Below are 20,409 nucleotides of genomic sequence, written 5' to 3' on the forward strand. Positions count from 1 at the left end.
TGCTCACGAATGTCAAATTCGCTCCGCGCCAGTACTCGTCCTTCCTAGACTGCAAAGGTTTTCTATCACGCTGAAATGAAGACAAAGGGCTAAAATCAAGATCATTTTATCCCTTTGTCAACAATCTGAGCCTGCTTAAAAGCAGGCTATTTTTTATTTTTGCAAAAAGGTAAAATTTAAAGAAAATTTGTATTGCTTTTCATTTGTGTCAGATATACATTAAGGGGAGAGTGTTAGATGATCAGACAATGGTAAGGAGATAAGCGGAAAATGGCATGGGAAGTGTTAAGTATTATTGGCATTGTGGCATTCGCCATTAGTGGTGCGATTGTCGCAATGGAAGAAGAGTACGATATTCTTGGTGTGTACATTTTAGGGATTGTCACAGCATTTGGCGGTGGAGCGATTCGGAATCTATTAATTGGTCTTCCGGTGTCTGCTTTATGGTCGCAGGGCAAAATGTTTACCATTGCCCTTGTATCCATTACGATCGTGTTTCTATTTCCAAAGCTTTTGCTCAAGCACTGGAGCACGTGGGGGAATTTCTCGGATGCGATCGGTTTAGCAGCCTTTGCGATTCAAGGTGCATTATTTGCTGTACAAAGAGAGCTCCCGCTCAGTGCGGTCATTGTGGCAGCCATTTTGACTGGAAGCGGCGGCGGCATTGTGCGAGATTTATTAGCAGGACGAAAGCCACTTGTGCTAAAAGCAGAGATTTACGCAGTATGGGCAGCCCTAGGCGGCTTACTCGTCGGACTCGGCTTAGCGCAAGGAGAGCTTGCTTTATATCTGCTGTTTGTCATCCTCGTCATATGCAGGGTTTGTTCCTACTTATTCAAATGGCGGCTTCCCGCTAGGTCTTATTTTTTAAATAAAGGGTAAAACGAAAAGAGGGCGATGTGTCGCTCTTTTTTTTATGTGTTATTCGAGCTTGATGTCAGCAGGTCAAGCTGTTTTCGTGTAAAATAAAAGTAGGTTCTTTATTCATCATTGGAACAATACATGAGATGAAAATGTTGTCATTTGACTGAATATGTAGATTCAGTCTTTTTTTGCCTAGATGGATTGTTATGTGTTGGTTTCGCTTTTTGCGGGATACTAAAGAAACGCTCATGACCGAACGGATGGATCAGAAAGAAATGAACACATCTTTGCATGTAAGCAAAACATGACGGAAAAAATGAAATGGGAGGGACATGTACTAGTGGAGATATTTTTGGCAGTGCTCGTACTACTAGCACTCATTGCATCATCTAATATTATCAATCGTTTTCTGCCCTTTATTCCAGTTCCATTAATCCAAGTGGGTTTAGGGATATTGGTCGCAGCTTTTCCTTCAGGTTTACATATTTCTTTAAATCCTGAGCTATTCTTCGTTTTATTCATTGCACCGCTGTTATTTAATGATGGGAAGCGTACCCCAAGGGACGAGCTGTGGAAATTAAGAGCACCCATTCTTCTATTAGCTTTAGGGCTCGTATTTGCGACAGTTATTGTCGCAGGATATACCATCCATTGGATGATTCCAAGCATACCACTTCCAGCTGCATTTGCGCTTGCAGCGATTTTATCACCGACAGATGTCGTTGCTGTAAGTGCCCTTTCCAGCCGTGTGAATATGCCGAAGGGGATCATGAGACTGCTGGAAGGCGAAGGCCTGATGAACGATGCGTCAGGACTTGTTGCCTTTAAATTTGCTATTGCTGCAACGGTTACAGGGGCATTTTCCATTGCAGAGGCATCCTTTAGTTTTGTTCTTATTGCTGCTGGCGGATTATTGACCGGATTTATTCTGTCGTTTTTTATCATTCGTTTCCGCTATTTTCTCCGCCGTTTAGGCATGGACGATGTCACAATGCACATCATCCTGCAAATCCTCACGCCGTTTGTGATTTATTTAGCAGCGGAAGAAATTGGCGTATCCGGCATTTTAGCCGTTGTTGCCGGTGGTGTGACACATGCCATCGAGCAAGACCGAATGGAAGCGAATTTAGCAAAACTGCAAATTGCTTCTTCAAACACTTGGAATATTATTTTATTTATTTTAAATGGCCTTGTTTTCGTTTTACTTGGGTTACAAATTCCTGATGTATCGACTGTCATTTTCCAAGATGAAGCCTTTAATAATATGCAGGTCATCAGTTACATTTTAATCATTACATTCTGTCTGATGATTCTCAGATTCCTATGGGTATGGCTGTTCTGGGCAGGGAACTGGAGTGTATCGAAAAAGAAGAACGCGAAAAAACCGAAGCTGCGTGCTTCTATGCTGATGACATTCTCTGGTGTTCGTGGTGCTGTTACATTAGCAGGTGCTTTCTCCATCCCATTTACGCTTGCAGACGGCTCACCATTCCCTGAGCGCCATTTAATTATTTTCCTCGCAGCAGGCGTCATTTTATGTACACTCATTTTAGCGAGTGTCTTGCTGCCTATTTTATCGGAGAAAAAAGATAAGCAAGTGGATGTGGACTTAGATACAAAGATTCAGCACGCAAAACGGAAGCTGCTGAGAAGTGCCATTAAAACCCTAAAAGAAGGAATGAATGAGGACAATCGAGAAGTCTCCCTTGCACTCATCAATGATTTCCGAATGAAGCTACGAAATATTCAGCGGGAACCGTACCAGTTTGGTATGAGAAAACAAGAGAGAAAAATTAGACTGCATGGTATTAAAGCAGAACAGATGAAACTTCAGCAGTTGATTGAGGAAGAAAAAATCGACAAAGAAGAAGCATATGAGCTGCAGGAGAGATTTCATGAGCTGGAAATGCTCTATTCCAACTCCTTTAAAATTCGTTTCTCAAAAGTGAAGTTTCTACGCTTACTACAATGGCTTCAATTGTGGCGTCCGCATCAGCGTATTTCAAGCGGCATATTAGAAAACGAGGAATCGTATAAACAAATCCGCAAGGAAACGGCTGAAGCGGCGGTGGATTCTATTAAGCACCATATGACCGAAGACAATCAACAAACGTGTCATCAAGTCATTGGGTTTTACAATCAAGTGATTTTCCGCTGTGAACATGGTCCTTCTTTCTTCCAGCAAAAGGATCGTACGTTTGACCGGAAGAAGAAAGAGCTTAACTTCCAAGCTGTACAGACGATTCGTAATGAAATCCAAACCTTATATGAAAATGGCGAAATCAATCGTGATATTGCCCATCATTTAAGGGAGTATATCAATGACATGGAAGCAGTCTTACTGACCAATACATGATGTTGTCATCTTCTCCCCTATGTTTTATGATGAAAAAAAGAGACGAGCAGGGGGAGATGCAGGATGACATATTACGGAGCGATTGAAGCTGGGGGGACAAAGTTCTGCTGTGCCATTGGCAATGAGCATGGGGATATCATAGAGGAATTAACCATTCCAACAGAGCACCCGGGAAAAACCATCCAATCACTTATTCCATTTTTTCAGCAACATGAAATTGCAGCATTAGGGGTCGGTTCCTTTGGACCGATTTGTGTCCAGAAAGACGATCCTTCTTACGGTTACATCATGAATACGCCGAAGGTTGAATGGAAGCATTACCCGTTGATACCTGAGCTGGAGAAACAATTAGGCGTACCGGTGTCCTTTACGACAGATGTCAATGCCGCAGCATTAGGTGAACTGACAAAAGGTGCCGCCAAAGGGCTAAGCAGCTGTCTCTATATCACGGTCGGTACGGGGATCGGTGCAGGGGCTGTTGTGAAACATGAGCTTCTCCACGGTCACTCACATCCAGAAATGGGACACATCCTGGTCAGGCAGCATGAATCAGATCAGTTTGCAGGTGTCTGCCCAGCGCATGGTACTTGCTTAGAAGGACTGGCGGCAGGACCAGCTATTGAGGCAAGGTGGGGAAAGCCGGCTAAAGAGCTTACCGAAGAAGAAGCAGTTTGGTCTCTTGAAGCAGATTATTTAGCACAGGCATTAATGCAATACACGCTGATATTAAGCCCAGAACGCATCATAATGGGTGGAGGCGTCATGAAGCAAAAACAGCTATTTCCGCTCATTCGAGAGAAGCTGGCTGCGTATGTCAATGATTATGTCGACATGCCGCCGCTTGATACATACATTGTCTCTCCTGGACTTGAGGACAAGGCAGGTATGACAGGTGCTTTGCTACTAGCGATTGAAGCGAAGAGAAACGCCTGATAATAGAGTTTTCAAACGCAACATGAGATAATGAAAAAGATGGAATCTATGAAAAGGTGGTTGTTAACATGGTCAAAAGCTTGAATGATACCGTAACACTAAATAACGGAGTAGAAATGCCATGGTTTGGTTTAGGTGTATTCAAAGTGGAGGACGGCAACCAAGTGGTTGATGCCGTCAAAGCAGCCATACGAAACGGTTATCGCAGCATTGATACGGCTGCCGTTTATAAAAACGAGACAGGCGTAGGGAAAGCCATTAAAGAATCTGGCGTCAAAAGAGAAGAATTGTTCATTACGTCAAAAGTATGGAACACAGATCAAGGATATGACAAAGCACTCGCTGCATTCGATGCAAGCTTAAACCGGCTCGGTCTTGATTACTTAGACCTCTATTTGATTCATTGGCCTGGACCAAATGCAGATACATTTAAAGAGACATGGCGTGCGCTTGAGAAGCTTTATAAAGATGGAAAAGTAAGAGCGATTGGTGTCAGCAACTTCTACGTGCAGCATTTAGAAGAGCTGTTAAAAGATGCAGAGGTTGTTCCAGCGGTGAACCAAGTAGAGTTTCATCCAAAACTGACACTTGTCGAATTACGACAATATGCGAAAGAAAAAGGCATTCAAATTGAAGCATGGTCTCCGCTGATGCAAGGAAAGCTTTTGGATCATGACGTATTAAAGGAAATTGCAGCACAATACAACAAATCTGTGGCTCAAGTGATCTTGCGTTGGGATCTGCAAAGCGGCGTTGTCACTATTCCAAAATCAATCAATGAAGAACGCATTAAACAAAATGCCGACATTTTTGACTTCGAGCTTTCACAAGAAGACATGGAAAAAATCAATGCACTTAATAATAACGAACGTGTCGGGTCTAATCCAGAAACGATGACGGTTGGGTTTGAATAAATATAAAATCCCCTTTGCGTGTAGACAAACCCTCGCATATTTTGTCAGTGAGTACTGGTGCTTCCTAGACTAGCAAAGGTTTTCTATCACGCTGAAAAAAGACAAAGGGCTAAAATCAAGTTCATTTTAGCCCTTTGTCAACAATCTGAATCCCCTTTCTCTCTTTGAGAAGGGGATTTTTTAATTCATGCTTCGGCGCACAGCCAACAGCATGAGAAAAGACAGGATCACAATACAAATGGTCCAAGCCCACGCAAGTTCCATTCGTCCAGAATCAATCGCCACATAGATGGCTGTTGGGAGGGTTTGCGTTTTCCCAGGAATGTTGCCAGCGAACATTAAAGTCGCTCCAAATTCTCCTAAGGCCCTTGCAAAACTTAGAACCGCACCAGAGAGAAGAGATGGCAGTGCGAGTGGGACGGTAATATAGGCAAAGACCTGGAAAGAATGCGCACCATCAACTTTTGCAGCACCTTCAATGTCTGACTCAATCGTAGAAAAACCAGCTTTCGCTGATTGATACATGAGTGGGAATGCGACAACCGTCGATGCAATGACCGCTGCCCAATAAGTGAAGATGACAGGCTGATGGAAGATCCATTCAATGGCTTGTCCAATCACACTGTGCTTCCCGAACACGACGAGCAGCAGAAATCCTACGACCGTTGGCGGCAGGACAAGCGGCATCATGAGGAGCGTTTCCACGATCATTTTCCCTTTGAAAGATGTACGCGCCATCCAAAAACCAATGGACGTTCCTAAAACGACAGCCAATAACCCGCTGAAAGCAGCCACTTGTACGGACAGCCAGATAGGTGAAAGAAAATCTTCGGTCAGCATCGGCATTATTTCACTTGAAAGCCGTACTTTTTAAAAATCGCTGCGGCTGGATCTGATTGGAGATATTGAAAAAATGCTTTCACTTCCTTCATATGTTCGGTCTGTTTGACAATGCCAACTGGATAAATGATGGGGGAATGCATGTCCTGATTTGCCTCATCTACTATATTTACTTTGCGAGAAACGAGCGCGTCCGTCTTATACACGACACCAGCTTCCACATTTCCTGTTTCGACATAGTTTAATACTTGACGAACATCCTTGCCATAGACAGCGTTTTGTTTCACTTGGTCCCATATATTCAGTTTTGTGAAAATCTCTTTTGCATATGTACCAGCAGGAACAGATTCAGGTGTGCCAAGCGCTATCTTTCCTTTTATGTGCTGAACATCGCGAAAGGTTTTGATAGAAGAGGAACCTTCTTTTGGCACGATGAGAACAAGCTCATTTTGTATGGCATCCTTTGTATGATCCTGATCGATGTCGCCAGATTGAACAAGGTCATCAAAAGGCTCTTCAGCTGCTGAGAAGAAGAGATCCGCTTTTGCTCCTTGAGCGATTTGCTGCTTCAATGCACCTGATGACCCGAAATTATTCGTGAGTTTCACGTTTGGATGATCATCTTCATAGGCAGATTCAATCTCTTTCAAAGCATCCTGCAGGCTTGCCGCCGCTGAAATCACAAGTTCTGTTTTTTTGCTTTGATCTGATGACGTCGACTCCGTTTGACACCCAGTCAGGAGCAAACAGATGGTGACGTAGGTTAAGAATAAATATTTCATGATCACACCTCTTTATCATTCAACATCATGTGTATCCTTTATTATAATCAAACTTATTTGACCATTCATAGGTTTTCAGGAAAAGAGAAAAGAAAAAGCCGCCAGAGGGCAGCTTTTAATGCTGATAAAAACGTAGTAAGTTCCCGTTGATCACTTTATCTGATAGAGACAGCTCTTTATTGGCTTTTTCTATATAAGGCTGGCATACTTCATCTTCTTCAACAGGTTGTTTTGTTTTTTGATCATAGCACGTGTTCTTTGTATAAAGATAATCATCCGTAATAAAGTTTCCATTTCTTAGCACAGCAAACGGTGTACGCTCATTGGAGAAAAGGTCATTTCCAAATTGAATGGCATCTTTTGATTCAATGCCGAGTAAATGAAGAAGTGTCGGTTTGACATCCATTTGACCGGCTGTTTCAGAAATGGTTTGAGGGGCCTCGTCTGTCACCCCAGGAATGTAAATCAAAAAAGGGACCCGCTGCAGTTTAACCGCATCAAACGGTGTGATTTCATCCTGCTTCAGTAGCTCTGCCATTGCCTCATGATGTGCTTCTGAAATGCCATAGTGGTCTCCCATCAGGACAAACATTGTATTTTCATATAGTCCTTCTTCTTTCATTCGTTCAAAGAACCTTTTGATGGCTTCATCTTGATAGCGGACGGTGGTCACATAGCGGTTTAAAATGGTGCTAGTCGAATCGTATTCATCAATGAACTGATCCTTTGGATCAATTTCAAATGGGAAGTGATTGGTTAAGGTAATAAACGTGCTGTAATAAGGCGCCTTCAGCTTTTTTAAATAATCAATGGATTGGTCAAAAAAGTCGATATCCTTTAAGCCCCAGCCAGTCGAATTCTGTTCATTGACATCAAATGAATCGACATCATAAAAGCGGTCAATCCCAAGAGATTCATACATCACATCACGATTCCAGAACGTTTTATTATTCGCATGAAATTGGACGGATTGATAATTCTCTTTTTTCAATTGCTTGTACAGTGTGTCATATTCGTTGTCACTCGCTGTGAAAAAGACAGCGCCACTGCTAGATGGATAAAGGGAGTTTGCGACGATAAACTCTGAGTCCGACGTTTTGCCTTGCTCTGTCTGCTGATAAAATTCATCAAAATAGAAGCTTTTTTTGGCAAGTTGATTTAAAAATGGTGTGATATATTGTCCATTCACCTTTTGATTCATGACAAATTGCTGCGTTGATTCAAGTGAAATGAACACGACATTTTTGCCTTTAGCAAGTCCAAAGTAGTCTTCATTCGGAGCACTGTAATCAGCTTTTGTGTAGTTTGCCACTGTTGAAAGTGTATCTTCGTCAGCAAAGGCTTTTTGACCAATACGTGCTGTTTGAGCGGCACCGTCATACAAATGGAATTGAAACAGCCCAAGGTTGCGTACAATGACTTCTCGATCATATGAGCTTGTCAAAAATCGAGGGTGATCCATCATGGCTGAGCTGACATGGAACAATAGAAAACTGCAGCAAACCACATAGTATGTTTTGATCGTCTTAAAAGACGCTTTTGGTGATAACGGTTTCCGTTTTAAGAGCCATGCCAGCACAACAAAATCAATCAGCATGAGTATAAATAGCGGATGAAACAATTCAGTCATACTGCTGCCCATATCTCCCATGTTCTTTGCTTGAAATAAGACAGGAATGGTAATGAAATCAATATAAAAACCGTAAAAGATCGTATTCGATATCAAAATGGCTGTCAAAATAAAATTTGTGGTCAATAAAAAGACCTTTTGTTTCGTTTCATTTAAGAAAAGAGCAATCCCAAACAAAGGGAGCAAAAAGCTAAGTGGATTGATCAAAAGCAGCCACTCGTGAAACAGATTGGCCGTTCGTATATGAAATCCGAATTGATAAATGATGTATGTTTTCATCCACATAAAGAGGATGGAGTACACTAAAAACCAGTGATTTTTGAAAAACGCTTTCATTTATGTAGCTCCTCACCATTCTGTATTCAGCTGCAAGGCAAAAACACTTATCTTAAAACTACTAAAAAAATGAGGAATGATCAATTCATATCCTGCTTTTTTGCAAAACTCTTTTTTCTTTTTCTAAAACGGCAATGGGATGGATATTCCGCAAATGACAGCCATGTAATAGCAGGTGACAATGGTCAGAGCAGCTAGTACGACTTGTTCTCCTGTGCTGCCTGTTTTGACATAAAAGGGGAGACGTACTTTTATGGTTGCGGGGAACAAAAACTTAATACCGTTCACTGTGCCTGCATCAAGGATGAGGTGGCTTGCCATCCCAACTAGTAACCCGGTACTGAGGCTGTCATTTGGAATGTATGTTGTCGCAATAAAATAAATGATCAGCAGAAATAATAAACTATGTGTAAAGGTGCGGTGCCCGAACACACTACTGATCAGTGTGGAAAGGAGCGGGAATTTCCTGCCGATTTTGCTTTTTGTATGACATAGATCTGGGATGAGGGCACCTACTGATCCTGCAGCAGCCATCGTCACTGGTTCGAATCCGTAATAATAGGCGACGGCTGTGGAGGCGGCAATTCCGCCCATAATATGTGTTTTTCCTGTCATGATGCGTACTCCTGTTCTGTTTTTTGTTCAAGTACTCACTATATCAAGGGTGAATCCATTCAGCAAGGCTTATTTCTAAAGAAAAATGGGATAAAATAGTTGGCTGTTTGGAAAAACATTCTATAATAAGAAGGAAGTCATGTTGACACTAACGATAAGGATGCGATTCGGATGAGTAATGCAGACATTTTAAAAGAAATTGTTCTTGTACATTATGAAGTCAGCCGTAAATTAAACCGCAAGTTACTTGAGTTAGAAAAAGACATCACGCCTCCACAGATATATGCTCTTTCTATATTGATACAAGGAAAAGTATCACATGCTGAAGAGCTCAAACAAAGACTCTCTCTCAACCCAGGTGCCGCTTCTATTGCCCTCAATAAATTATGTGAGCAAGGCTACATTCAGAGAGAAAGGGACAAGGACGATCATTCCCTTGTCCGGCTAGAAGCCACGGAAAAAGGGCTGGCTATTTACGAAAAGCATACACGTCTTTTTGGAAAGGTAATTCAGCATATGATGTCAGACTTCACAGAGGAAGACTTAAAAACCTTTCTAACATATTTGCAAAAAATGAGACAGACCTTTCACGATGAATGAACCGCTCCTCTTTGTATAATGCTGAGCGCTGTAGCACAAATTAAACAGGCAAAGGCATTTTAAGAAAAGGGGGTAAATAGCGATGTCATTTTTCCAAAAGGATAAAAAGGCGAAAAGCGAGAAAGACCATCAGCAGGTAGATCAGCTGTTAGAAGAAGCAAGTAAAGAACTAGCAGGCGATCCGCTTCAGGAAGCTGTCCAAAAGAAGAAAAACAACCATCAATAAGCTGACAGAAAGGCGGAGAATCATTTCTCTGCCTTTTTTCTATGTTTTTCCCTTTGACAGATATGAGAATGTTTGATAATCTTCGTGTAGTAAAAATGAATAGAAATCCTCACGCTATGTCTCAGTGAGGTAGAGGTTGCGCGGATGATGAGTCACTCATGGGAGAGATGGAATCGTTGATCATGAGAAAAAAGGCATCAGCGCCGAAGTGTAGAGAGAGCTCCAACTTTCTTTATGCTGGGTCTGCATTGAACAAATGCAGGACTGCCACGTCTTTGAAGCGTGGAGGGCTATCCGGAGATCAAGGTGTATGTTTTGAAAAGCATGGACTTTTGTTCAGGCTTTTTTTTATGTTCTGATTGCCTAAGAAAAGGGTATGCTGGTAAGAAAGTGACCCAACATGAACATAAAGAATGCAAGTCATTGCTTCACAAATATATCAATGAAGATACTGCCGGGTCTGGTCCAAAGTGAATATAACGGAGGTACGAAAATGGAACAGACAAAAAAATGGGGTTTTTGGTTATTGACGGCTTTTGTCGTCGGAAATATGGTAGGTTCAGGCATCTTTATGCTGCCTAGTACACTTGCCCAGCATGCAAGTCCTTTAGGTGTGACGATGGCATGGCTTGTCACAGGTGGCGGCGTACTGATGATTGCCTTTGTGTTTGGACATTTGTCCATTCATAAACCGCAGCTGACAGCTGGACCACAAAGCTATGCAAGAGCGCTTTTTAAGGATCCGAAAAAAGGAAAAGCAGCCGGTTTTACAATGGTTTGGGGATATTGGGTGGCAAGCTGGATTAGTAATGTCGCCATTATCACAAGCCTAGCCGGTTATTTAACAACCTTTTTCCCAATTTTAACCGTGAAAACGGAGGTCTTTACTTTTGGAAAAGAATCGATCACACTTGGTCAGCTCACAACGTTTATCGTATGTACAATCCTTCTATGGGGGACTCATACGATTTTAATTACAAGCTTAAGCGCAGCAAGTAAGCTGAATTTTATTACGACCTTTTCAAAGGTGCTTGGATTCGTCCTTTTTATTGTCGCAGGCTTATTTGCATTCCAAACAGCATTATTTGAACATTATTACTTCCCTGTTGAAGCAGCAAGTGGTGAAGGAGTGCTCGGACTTGGAGGCCAAATTCATCATGCGGCCATTTCCACACTATGGGCATTTATCGGCATTGAATCTGCTGTCATTTTATCAGGAAGAGCCTCCTCGCAACGTGATGTCAAACGTGCGACGATTACAGGACTTTTAATTGCACTGTCTATTTATATGATTATTACCTTGATTACAATGGGCGTTCTGCCGCATGATCAATTGCAAGGTTCTGATAAACCATTCGTAGACGTGCTTCAGCTGATTATCGGACCGGCTGGCGGAATTGTCATGGCACTTCTTGCGATCATTTGTTTATTTGGTTCGATGCTTGGCTGGATTTTGCTTGGTTCTGAAGTCCCTTATCAAGCAGCAAAAGCTGGCGATTTCCCAGCAGTGTTTGCGAAAACAAACAAAAAGGGGAGCCCTGTTTTTGCTTTGACTGTCACAAATATCATGTCTCAGCTGTTTATTTTCTCAGTCATGTCACGTACGATTAATGAAGCCTTTACTTTCTTAACAACATCAGCGACACTTGCGTATCTCATTCCGTATATCGTGTCGTCGATCTACAGCTTTAAGGTCATCATGCAAGGTGACACATATGAGCTCCAAAAAGGAAACCGGACAAGAGACGGGATCATTGCGCTTGTGGCTATGGGGTATTCTGCTTGGGTCATTATTTCAGGCACAGCTGATCTAAAAACATTTGGTCTTGGTATTGGATTGTTTTTAGTTGGCATTTTACTATACCCATTCATGTCCAAAAAATTTGCCAAAGGTACAGTATAAGAAATACGTTTCTCCAGCATTGGAGAAACGTATTTTTTTATGAGGCAGATGTTAATTGATCCACAATAAATTCGAGCTGACCTTCTAGTGACACAGGGTCATTAAAGAAGTAACCGACTGTATCTGTTTCAAATACGCGTTTGTTTTGGACAGCAGGAAGTGATGCCCAGATGCTGCTTTTATACACTTGATCGCCATTACTTTTTGAACCACTCCATGGGCTTGTGAAAATATAATCACCTGCAAATTCTGGAAGCTTTTCAAGAGAAATGTTTGCATAACCGACACCACTGTCAATGGCTTCTTTTTGGACGGCCTTCGGAGCTTTTAATTTCAGCTCGTCATAAATGATTTCACCACCGCGTGCAAAAGTGTTACCGAAAATGTAAATGCCCTTATCGAATGGTGATACGATCGAAACGGTTTTGTTTCCTACAGCTTTTGTTACTTTTGGTTTCACTTCAGCAATTTTGGCATCCCATTTTGTGATCCAATCCGTTGCTTTTTTTGATGTGCCTGTCATTTTACCGAATTCTTTTAGCTGGTCTTTAAAGGAATATTGATTGTATTGAATAGCAACTGTAGGTGCAATTTTTTTGTATTGATCAAATTTCTCATCTTCTCCCCAAGCAATGATCATATCTGGCTTCAAAGAGGCTACTTTCTCAACAGAGGGAGATTTTCCGAGATTTTTCACTCCATCTGTTTTCCCTTTATAGAAAGGGTTTTTAAAGATGGGCGCAGTGGCAGCAATTGGGGTTTTGCCGAGTGTGACGAGATCCCCGTAATAGCTTTCCGCCAGAAGCACAATTCGTTGTGGGTTTTGAGGCAGTTTCACTTCACCCTTTACATCTTGATAGGTGATCGTGTCATTTTTTTTGGCTCCCGATTCTTTATTGGAAGTGCTGCCGCAAGCAGCAGTAAAAATCATAAGGGTCATGAAGGAAATCAAAAGAAGTCCAGTTCGTTTTTTCACAAAAGTTCGCTCCTATTCAATTGTTTATGATAATGATTCTCATTCGCGATTATATCTTAACATGATAGAAGAAAAAATGCATCGGCTATTTTATGACCAAAATGAAAATGGTGAAATTCTCCCGGTTTTTTGATGAAAATAAAGAAATTTATCAGAACAAGGATTTCAAAACGTGAAGAAAGTGATATACTAGACTCCGAGATTGATAATCATTATCACTAATAACGAATAGATATGAACGGAAAGGAAGAGACTGGTTTTGGGCTCACAATCGAATAAACAGCTGTCAGCTAAAGATGATGCGATAGATATTGTGACAAAGCCTTTTGGTACAGCAGCTGTTGTCATCATAGGAATCATTGCTTTAGCATTCGGTCTTTTTTTATCAGTATCGCTAGGAGCGGCAAACATTCATTTACACACGGTATGGGAAGCCGTCTTTCATTTTGACTCACAACAAACCTCACATCAAATCATTAGGGAACTGAGGCTGCCGCGTACAGTTGGTGCCGCACTTGTCGGTGCCTTTTTAGCAGTATCGGGTGCCATTATGCAAGGCATGACAAGAAATGCGCTTGCGTCTCCTGAAATCATGGGTGTGACAAATGGCTCTGCATTTGCGATTGCCATTGCGTTTGCTTTTTTCCCAGGCCAATCTTCTTTTACATTAATTCTTTGGTCATTTTTGGGTGCAGCACTTGGCGCCTCTATTGTATTTGGGGTTGGAACCCTTTCAAAAGGGGGACTTACTCCTGTGAAGCTCGCATTAGCCGGTACGGCTGTTGGCGCACTTTTAAGCTCTATCTCCTCAGCGATTGCCATTCGATTTGATGTTGCGCAAGATATGAGTTTTTGGTACGCAGGCGGTGTGGCTGGTGTGAATTGGAGTAATATTAAGATCATCATTCCAGTTGCGGCTGTAGGACTGATCATCGCAATGATTCTTGCCCGCTCCATCACGGTTTTAAGCTTAGGTGATGAATTAGCAAAAGGGCTTGGACAATATACACGAACAGTCAAGGTACTTGGCATATTGGTCGTGATCCTTTTAACAGGTGCAGCCGTGTCAGTTGCAGGTTCTATTGGCTTTATCGGGCTTGTGATTCCTCATGTTACGCGTTTCTTGGTCGGCGTTGACTATCGCTGGATTATCCCTTGCTCAGCTATTTTAGGGGCTATTTTGCTCATTTATGCAGACATTGCGGCAAGGCTTGTCAATGCGCCGTTTGAAACGCCAGTTGGTGCCATTACAGCCATTATAGGCGTTCCTTTCTTCTTATATTTAGCGAGACGTGAAAGGAGCGGAATTTAAATGGAAATGGTGCAGCAGGCAAAGAAAAAGAAATACAAACGAACGATGGTCATGATCTTTTTAGCCATCGTGGCTGTGTTCCTGATTAGTTTAAATACCGGAGAGATAAGGATTTCTCCGATGGATACATTCAAAACATTTTTTGGACTCGGAAGTGAAATGGATGAGCTTGTATTATTCGAGTTCAGACTACCAAGGATGGTCATCGCTTTACTTGTTGGCGCTTCTATCGCTGTATCAGGTGCCATTTGGCAAGGTGTTTCTCAAAATGGTTTAGCTGATCCCGGCATTCTAGGTGTAAATGCGGGTGCAGGTTTTGCGGTTGTTTTGTTTATCTTTGCCTTTCAGGGTTCGATGTCGAACTTAGGTGATTTTACGATATTTGTACTGCCGCTTTTCGCTTTCGCAGGGGCAGCCTTTGCTGCATTTCTCATTTATGTGCTAGCGTGGAAAAAGGGCATTACGCCTGTTCGATTGATTTTAACTGGTATTGGGATCAATGCTGCATTTTCGGCAGCAATTGTGGTCATTCAATTAAAGATGAGCCCAAATGATTTTAACCAAGCCATTGTGTGGCTGTCAGGAAGTATTTGGGGCTCAAGCTGGACATATGTCTTATCAGTCGTGCCGTGGATGCTGATTTTTCTTGTATTAGCGATGGTGAGGGCACGCTACTTAAATATCATGAATTTGGGTGATCAGATATCTTATGGCTTAGGGATTTCAGTTCATAAAGAAAGAAGTTTTCTCATGCTGATTGCAGTTGCATTAGCCGGTGCAAGTGTCGCTGTTGCAGGGAGTATATCGTTCCTAGGGTTAGCGGCACCACACCTCGCAAGAAAGCTAGTTGGACCCAAACATCAAGGAATGATCCCGGCGTCCGCTATGATTGGTGCACTGCTGTTATTGCTTGCAGATACACTTGGGCGTGTCATACTTGCTCCATCAGAGGTGCCCGTTGGACTTGTCGTTTCTGCTTTAGGCGCACCTTACTTCATTTACTTATTGATGAAAACGAACTAATGAGGAAGGAGAGTATAACAGATGAAATCACTTGAAACAGAAAAGCTTTGTATCGGCTATCATGACCGTTTGATTGTAGACGATTTAAATATCAGCATCCCAAAAGGCAAGGTGACCACATTAATTGGGCCGAATGGGTGCGGGAAGTCAACGATTTTAAAAACAATGTCTCGTATTATGAAGTCCCATCAAGGTGCTGTTTATTTAAATGGCCAGGCGATCCATCAAACACCAACAAAAGAAATTTCAAAACAAATGGCCATCTTACCACAGACGCCTGAGGCACCAAGTGGTCTGACCGTTTATGAGCTTGTGTCATATGGACGTTTCCCGCATCAAAATGGATTTGGCCGTTTATCAAATGAGGACAAACGAATCATCAGATGGGCACTTGAGGAGACGGGAATGATTGCATTTCATGACCGGCCAATTGAAGCACTCTCCGGTGGACAGCGTCAGCGGGTATGGATTGCGATGGCACTCGCTCAGGAAACAGAGCTGCTTTTATTAGACGAACCAACGACGTATTTAGATCTTGCTCATCAGCTGGAGATCCTTCAGCTATTAGAACGCTTAAACAGAGAACAGGGCAGAACGGTGCTGATGGTAATTCATGACCTCAATCATGCTGCACGCTTTTCGCATTACATGATTGCCCTCAATCAAGGGAAAGTCATTAAAGAGGGTACACCTCATGAGGTCATGACAAAAGAGGTACTCAGTCAGGTGTTCCACATCGATGCAGAAATTGTGCTTGATCCGAGAACGAATAACCCGATCTGTTTAACATATGACTTAATGAATCATGAAAGAAAGCTTGAAGCTGTGAACGGATAATAGATGGACAAAAACTCGGTATATATGACCGAGTTTTTTTGCATCTTCTGGTATTACCTATTGATGCCATTTTCTCCAGTTGATCTTTTTTCGCTTTTATGCAGAAAAGAGGTACTTTTTTACTTTGGACAATGGTAATATACGGTTAGAGATCATAGCTAGAAAGGAAAGAGATGCGTGGAAACAGCAAAAATATTGATTGCAGATGACGAAGAAGCAATTGTAAAAATGGTTGAACGCGTATTAAAAAAAGAAGGGTTTCAACATATTTATAAAGCCTATCATGCAGATGAAGCATTAGATATTGTCAAAAACGAGGACATCCACCTCTTACTTCTAGATGTGATGATGCCCGGTAAGTCAGGCTTTGATGTTCTGCCTGACATCAGGAAAATGACGAAGGCACCGATTTTCTATTTAACAGCAAGAACGTCTGATGTAGACAAATTGACTGGATTTGCACAAGGTGCAGACGATTACATCACAAAGCCATTTAATCCGTTAGAGCTAGTAGCTAGAATTAAGGCGCACTTAAACCGAACTTATATCTCCTTACAGGAGGAGCAGGAAGAAGCGCACAGTCAATATGAATATGCTCATTTCTCGTACCATCCTCATGCAGCCGAGTTAAAAGTAAGGGGAAAGGTGACGGCTTGCTCAGCTCAGCTTTTGTCCTTGCTGAAGTATTTTTGTGACCATCCGAATGTGGTACTTTCAAAAGATCAAATCTATGAGAAAGTATGGGGTGTTCCGTCATATGGTGACAACAACACCGTCATGGTTCATATCCGAAAGCTGAGAGAAAAGATAGAGTTAGATCCAAGTCAGCCTGAATATATTGTGACGATCCGTGGTATGGGCTATAAGTTCATTCCCCAACCTGTGAAGGTTCTTCAATAGTTTATGAATTTACGAACAAAACTTTTCTTTCACTTTGTGGGACAAATGTTTATTGTCATCGTCATTCTAACGATCGGGCAAACATTCTCTGAAAATCTTTATTTTCAAAAGCGCTATGAGAATATGACTGAAACTGGTTTAACGAAGGCAGATGGAGATACACTCATGAGCTGGCTTTATTTTAACGAGGATGGAAAAATGGAAGCCGATGATCAGCTCAAACAAGCAGTGGAAAAACGTGATGGCTGGCTACAAGTGATTGATTCCAAAAAACGCAACGTCTATAGCTATCAACTCCCTAAAAACATTCCAACATCCTATCAAAAGGATGAAATGATCAAGATCTTTGAAAAAAGACAATTTAAAGATTACAAGATGTACTTCTGGCCAATTGAGATTGATCAAGAAAGCTTTATCGTCTTATATGGATTTAAAACGAACAGCACAAAGGTAGCCAATTATCTCAAGCAGCATGAAAAAAATCTGGCTGCATTGTCTCAATATTCAGTTGAAACAAAAGAATTTTTGAAAAGAATGAATGGATCGGTGCATCTGTTTAATGAAGAAGGAAAATACTTAAAAGGTATCCGAGCCAAAAATAATTTGAAAAATAACGTAACGGATGTTGAACTGCTCAAGTATCAATCAAAGCCTTGGGAGTTTAGAAGTGACTTGTCTTATATCAGAGTGAATAAAGATCTGTATATGATTGTTTCGGTGCCAAACAAAGTATACAGTCCAGACGAGCTTTATGATAAAGAGACAGAGGCTTTAAACCAATATACAACGCTTTTGATTGCAGGTCTTGCGCTTACGATTATTATCGTTATGACATTATGGTACTCGTATCGCTATGGGCTACCGATCTATCACATTATCCGCTGGCTGATTTTCTTATCAAGAAATAAATTGCAGGAGCCAACAAATAGAAAAGGTATCCCTGTAAGTAAAAATAAAAAGGGCCGTATTAAGCGGGAGTACCGGCTGTTTGAGGACATCCTTAAAACAATGGATCAGCTCACCAATACGTTAAAAGAGAATGAAGCAAACCGAAGAAAAATTCAAACCACAAGGGAAGAATGGATCGCAGGGCTGTCTCATGATCTAAAAACGCCTCTTAGCACGATTTACGGCTATGGATTAATGCTAGAATCAGATCAATACCAATGGTCCAAGGAAGAAGTCATGGAAATGGGACAAGTCATTCGTGAGAAATCAGAATACATGTCGACCTTGATTGAGGATTTAAACCTCACGTATCGATTGAAAAATGGTGCATTGCCTATTAATCGAAAACCTGTTGAGCTTGGTGAATTTTTAGCCTCCATTATGGACGAGTTTTCAAGAAGCACGCTTTCTGAAGATTATATGTCATCCTTTGAAGATCAAACAGAGGGTGTCATATTTGAGATCGATAAAGCCTGGTTTAGACGAGTCATTGAGAACCTGCTGGCAAACGCAGTGAAGCATAACCAGAAAGGTACTCTTATTCAAGCTGTTCTATCTGAAACAAATGATGAAGTTCGGATCGAAATGAAAGATAACGGACGCGGAATGGCGCAAGAAACGGTAGATCATTTATTTAATCGTTACTATAGAGGGACAAATACGAATGATCCAACAAATGGAACAGGATTAGGACTGGCGATTGCAAAAGAGCTTGTCTTGCTGCACGATGGCGATATTCAAGTAGAAAGTGAATTAGGTCAAGGAACAACTATTGCGATTATCCTAAAGAAAACACCATCTGTAAAATAGCCAAAAAACGATTTTCTTTTCTAAAGGAGATCGTTTTTTCTTGTTTTAGGATTGAAATCGATTTTGTAAACGATTACAATAAAATTGTTAACGTGAACAAATTGATTTTCATCATTATAAGAGATGGGGGAGTTTGATGAAAGCCTTTTTAGATGAGCAGTTTTTATTAAATAGTCAAACGGCGGAAAAGCTATACCATGAGTTTGCAAAGAACCTTCCGATTATTGATTACCATTGTCATTTAAGTCCAAAAGAAATCTATGAAAATAAAACGTTCCAAAATATAACCGAAGCATGGCTTTACGGGGATCATTACAAATGGCGCGCCATGAGAGCAAATGGGATACCTGAAACACATATCACAGGAGATGCCTCAGATTATGAGAAATTTTTAGCATGGGCGAAAACCGTTCCGATGACGATTGGAAATCCTCTCTATCACTGGACCCATCTAGAGCTAAGACGATATTTTGATGTCGAAGAACTGTTGAATGAAGAAAGCGCAGACATCATCTGGAAAAAAGTAAATGAAAGGTTGCAAGGAGACGGATTTGGTGCGAGAGATTTCATTGTGAAATCAAATGTTGAAACGGTTGTGACGACAGACGATCCGGTTGATTCGTTGATTTATCACCAACAACTGCGGGAAGAAGGCTTTTCTGTGCAAGTGCTGCCAGGGTTTCGGCCAGATAAGGCATTAGATATCACAAATGACTTGTTTATCGAGTATGTTCATCAGCTGGCGGAGGTTTCATCTATCCAGATCGAATCCTATCAAGACTTCATAAAAGCACTTCATATGCGAATCGATTTCTTTCATGAACAGGGCTGTTTGATTTCAGATCATGCCATCAACGAAATGACGTACGAAGACACGACGGAAGAAGAAGCTACGATCATTTTTCATAAAAGAATGTCTGGACATCCATTGACGGAAAAGGAGAAGGTTCAATTTAAAACGCACACATTCATTGAACTCGGTCAGGCTTATGCTCAGCGGGGATGGGCGATGCAGCTTCATATCAATGCGCTCAGAAACAACAATTCCAAAATGTTTGAGCGGCTTGGACCAGATACCGGATATGATGCAATGAATGATGAAGACATTGCAAAACCCCTTTGCCGCGTATTAGATCGGTTAGAACAAGCACATGCATTACCAAAAACCATCCTCTATTCCTTGAATCCAAGGGACAATGTGGTGATTTCAACAATAGCTGGAAGTTTTCAAGATGGAAAAACTCCTGGGAAAATGCAACATGGAACAGCCTGGTGGTTTAATGATACAAAGCAGGGAATGACAGAGCAGATGATGGCACTTTCCAGTATCGGACTGATCAGCCGATTTATTGGGATGCTGACAGATTCACGAAGCTTCCTGTCTTACACAAGACATGAATATTTCCGTAGACTGTTATGTGACATCATTGGAGATTGGGTGGAAAAAGGTGAAGCCCCTAATGATCTCAATTTGCTAGGGGGAATGGTAAAAGGAATCAGCTATGAAAATGCAAAGCAGTATTTTCAATTTGAACGGGCAAATGAGCTTCCGCATAAAAGCAAGATGATATGAACAAAAAGCAAGAATATGAAAGCGTTTTTAT

18 protein-coding genes and 1 riboswitch are annotated in these 20,409 nt (G+C 41.5%); of the genes, 13 read left to right on the top strand and 5 right to left on the bottom strand.

Annotated features, from left to right (window positions below):
• The first annotated feature begins 270 nt into the window (after window positions 1-270).
• The 4 genes from ACTJJD_RS09365 (at window position 271) to ACTJJD_RS09380 (ending at window position 5,067) form a co-directional block, all read left to right on the top strand.
• Window positions 271-882, top strand: coding sequence for a trimeric intracellular cation channel family protein (locus ACTJJD_RS09365; RefSeq protein ID WP_007500242.1), 612 nt, complete (start codon window positions 271-273; stop codon window positions 880-882).
• Between the two features lie 322 nt (window positions 883-1,204).
• On the top strand, window positions 1,205-3,220 hold the full coding sequence (locus tag ACTJJD_RS09370) for a Na+/H+ antiporter (RefSeq protein ID WP_156061042.1): 2,016 nt from the start codon (window positions 1,205-1,207) through the stop codon (window positions 3,218-3,220).
• 63 nt (window positions 3,221-3,283) lie between these two features.
• Complete coding sequence (locus ACTJJD_RS09375; RefSeq protein ID WP_440608332.1) at window positions 3,284-4,153, top strand: ROK family protein; 870 nt, start codon at window positions 3,284-3,286, stop codon at window positions 4,151-4,153.
• A 68-nt stretch (window positions 4,154-4,221) separates the two neighbouring features.
• On the top strand, window positions 4,222-5,067 hold the full coding sequence (locus ACTJJD_RS09380; RefSeq protein WP_017359243.1) for an aldo/keto reductase: 846 nt from the start codon (window positions 4,222-4,224) through the stop codon (window positions 5,065-5,067).
• Window positions 5,068-5,247: 180 nt separating this feature from the next.
• Here the strand turns inward: ACTJJD_RS09380 and modB are convergent, their stop codons facing one another.
• The 4 genes from modB to ACTJJD_RS09400 form a co-directional block, all read right to left on the bottom strand.
• Window positions 5,248-5,913: a molybdate ABC transporter permease subunit gene (gene modB, locus ACTJJD_RS09385; RefSeq protein WP_242731065.1), complete on the bottom strand. Its 666-nt coding sequence runs from the start codon at window positions 5,911-5,913 to the stop codon at window positions 5,248-5,250.
• A complete protein-coding gene (gene modA, locus ACTJJD_RS09390) occupies window positions 5,913-6,689 on the bottom strand; it encodes a molybdate ABC transporter substrate-binding protein (RefSeq protein ID WP_242731063.1) in 777 nt (258 codons plus the stop codon). The genes modB and modA overlap by 1 nt, the downstream gene beginning before the upstream one ends.
• Before the next feature lie 115 nt (window positions 6,690-6,804).
• The gene (locus tag ACTJJD_RS09395; protein WP_025207970.1) at window positions 6,805-8,655 is read right to left on the bottom strand and encodes an LTA synthase family protein; all 1,851 of its coding nucleotides are present in this window, start codon (window positions 8,653-8,655) and stop codon (window positions 6,805-6,807) included.
• Window positions 8,656-8,778: 123 nt separating this feature from the next.
• Window positions 8,779-9,270 (bottom strand): metal-dependent hydrolase, encoded by a 492-nt coding sequence (locus ACTJJD_RS09400; protein ID WP_007500253.1) that lies wholly within the window; start codon window positions 9,268-9,270, stop codon window positions 8,779-8,781.
• A 171-nt stretch (window positions 9,271-9,441) separates the two neighbouring features.
• On the opposite strand from ACTJJD_RS09400, the gene ACTJJD_RS09405 reads away from it, so the two are divergent.
• The 3 genes from ACTJJD_RS09405 to ACTJJD_RS09415 all read left to right on the top strand — a co-directional run bounded on the left by ACTJJD_RS09405 (window position 9,442) and on the right by ACTJJD_RS09415 (window position 11,999).
• Window positions 9,442-9,870: a MarR family winged helix-turn-helix transcriptional regulator gene (locus tag ACTJJD_RS09405; protein WP_007500254.1), complete on the top strand. Its 429-nt coding sequence runs from the start codon at window positions 9,442-9,444 to the stop codon at window positions 9,868-9,870.
• 82 nt (window positions 9,871-9,952) lie between these two features.
• Window positions 9,953-10,096: a small acid-soluble spore protein SspJ gene (gene sspJ / locus ACTJJD_RS09410; protein ID WP_008347117.1), complete on the top strand. Its 144-nt coding sequence runs from the start codon at window positions 9,953-9,955 to the stop codon at window positions 10,094-10,096.
• A 122-nt stretch (window positions 10,097-10,218) separates the two neighbouring features.
• Window positions 10,219-10,397, top strand: a riboswitch (Lysine riboswitch).
• A gap of 192 nt (window positions 10,398-10,589) precedes the next feature.
• Window positions 10,590-11,999: an amino acid permease gene (locus ACTJJD_RS09415; protein ID WP_241511470.1), complete on the top strand. Its 1,410-nt coding sequence runs from the start codon at window positions 10,590-10,592 to the stop codon at window positions 11,997-11,999.
• Window positions 12,000-12,036: 37 nt separating this feature from the next.
• On the opposite strand, the gene ACTJJD_RS09420 is transcribed toward ACTJJD_RS09415, so the two are convergent.
• Window positions 12,037-12,975 (bottom strand): ABC transporter substrate-binding protein, encoded by a 939-nt coding sequence (locus tag ACTJJD_RS09420; RefSeq protein ID WP_242731061.1) that lies wholly within the window; start codon window positions 12,973-12,975, stop codon window positions 12,037-12,039.
• Window positions 12,976-13,234: 259 nt separating this feature from the next.
• Between ACTJJD_RS09420 and ACTJJD_RS09425 the strand changes: the two genes are divergently transcribed.
• From ACTJJD_RS09425 to uxaC, 6 genes are all read left to right on the top strand, one after another.
• Window positions 13,235-14,287 carry a FecCD family ABC transporter permease gene (locus ACTJJD_RS09425; protein ID WP_008347113.1) on the top strand — a complete coding sequence of 351 codons (1,053 nt, stop codon included), beginning with the start codon at window positions 13,235-13,237 and terminating at the stop codon, window positions 14,285-14,287.
• A complete protein-coding gene (locus ACTJJD_RS09430) occupies window positions 14,288-15,310 on the top strand; it encodes a FecCD family ABC transporter permease (RefSeq protein ID WP_007500263.1) in 1,023 nt (340 codons plus the stop codon). It abuts the gene before it with no gap.
• A 21-nt stretch (window positions 15,311-15,331) separates the two neighbouring features.
• Window positions 15,332-16,147: an ABC transporter ATP-binding protein gene (locus ACTJJD_RS09435; RefSeq protein ID WP_440608333.1), complete on the top strand. Its 816-nt coding sequence runs from the start codon at window positions 15,332-15,334 to the stop codon at window positions 16,145-16,147.
• A 177-nt stretch (window positions 16,148-16,324) separates the two neighbouring features.
• A complete protein-coding gene (locus tag ACTJJD_RS09440; RefSeq protein ID WP_017359250.1) occupies window positions 16,325-17,047 on the top strand; it encodes a response regulator transcription factor in 723 nt (240 codons plus the stop codon).
• A 3-nt stretch (window positions 17,048-17,050) separates the two neighbouring features.
• On the top strand, window positions 17,051-18,805 hold the full coding sequence (locus ACTJJD_RS09445; RefSeq protein ID WP_045034584.1) for a HAMP domain-containing sensor histidine kinase: 1,755 nt from the start codon (window positions 17,051-17,053) through the stop codon (window positions 18,803-18,805).
• A 136-nt stretch (window positions 18,806-18,941) separates the two neighbouring features.
• On the top strand, window positions 18,942-20,378 hold the full coding sequence (uxaC, locus tag ACTJJD_RS09450; RefSeq protein ID WP_242731059.1) for a glucuronate isomerase: 1,437 nt from the start codon (window positions 18,942-18,944) through the stop codon (window positions 20,376-20,378).
• Window positions 20,379-20,409: the final 31 nt, after the last annotated feature.

The sequence above is a fragment of the Bacillus sp. 22446 genome (assembly GCF_052044955.1).
Classification (GTDB): domain Bacteria; phylum Bacillota; class Bacilli; order Bacillales; family Bacillaceae; genus Bacillus; species Bacillus altitudinis.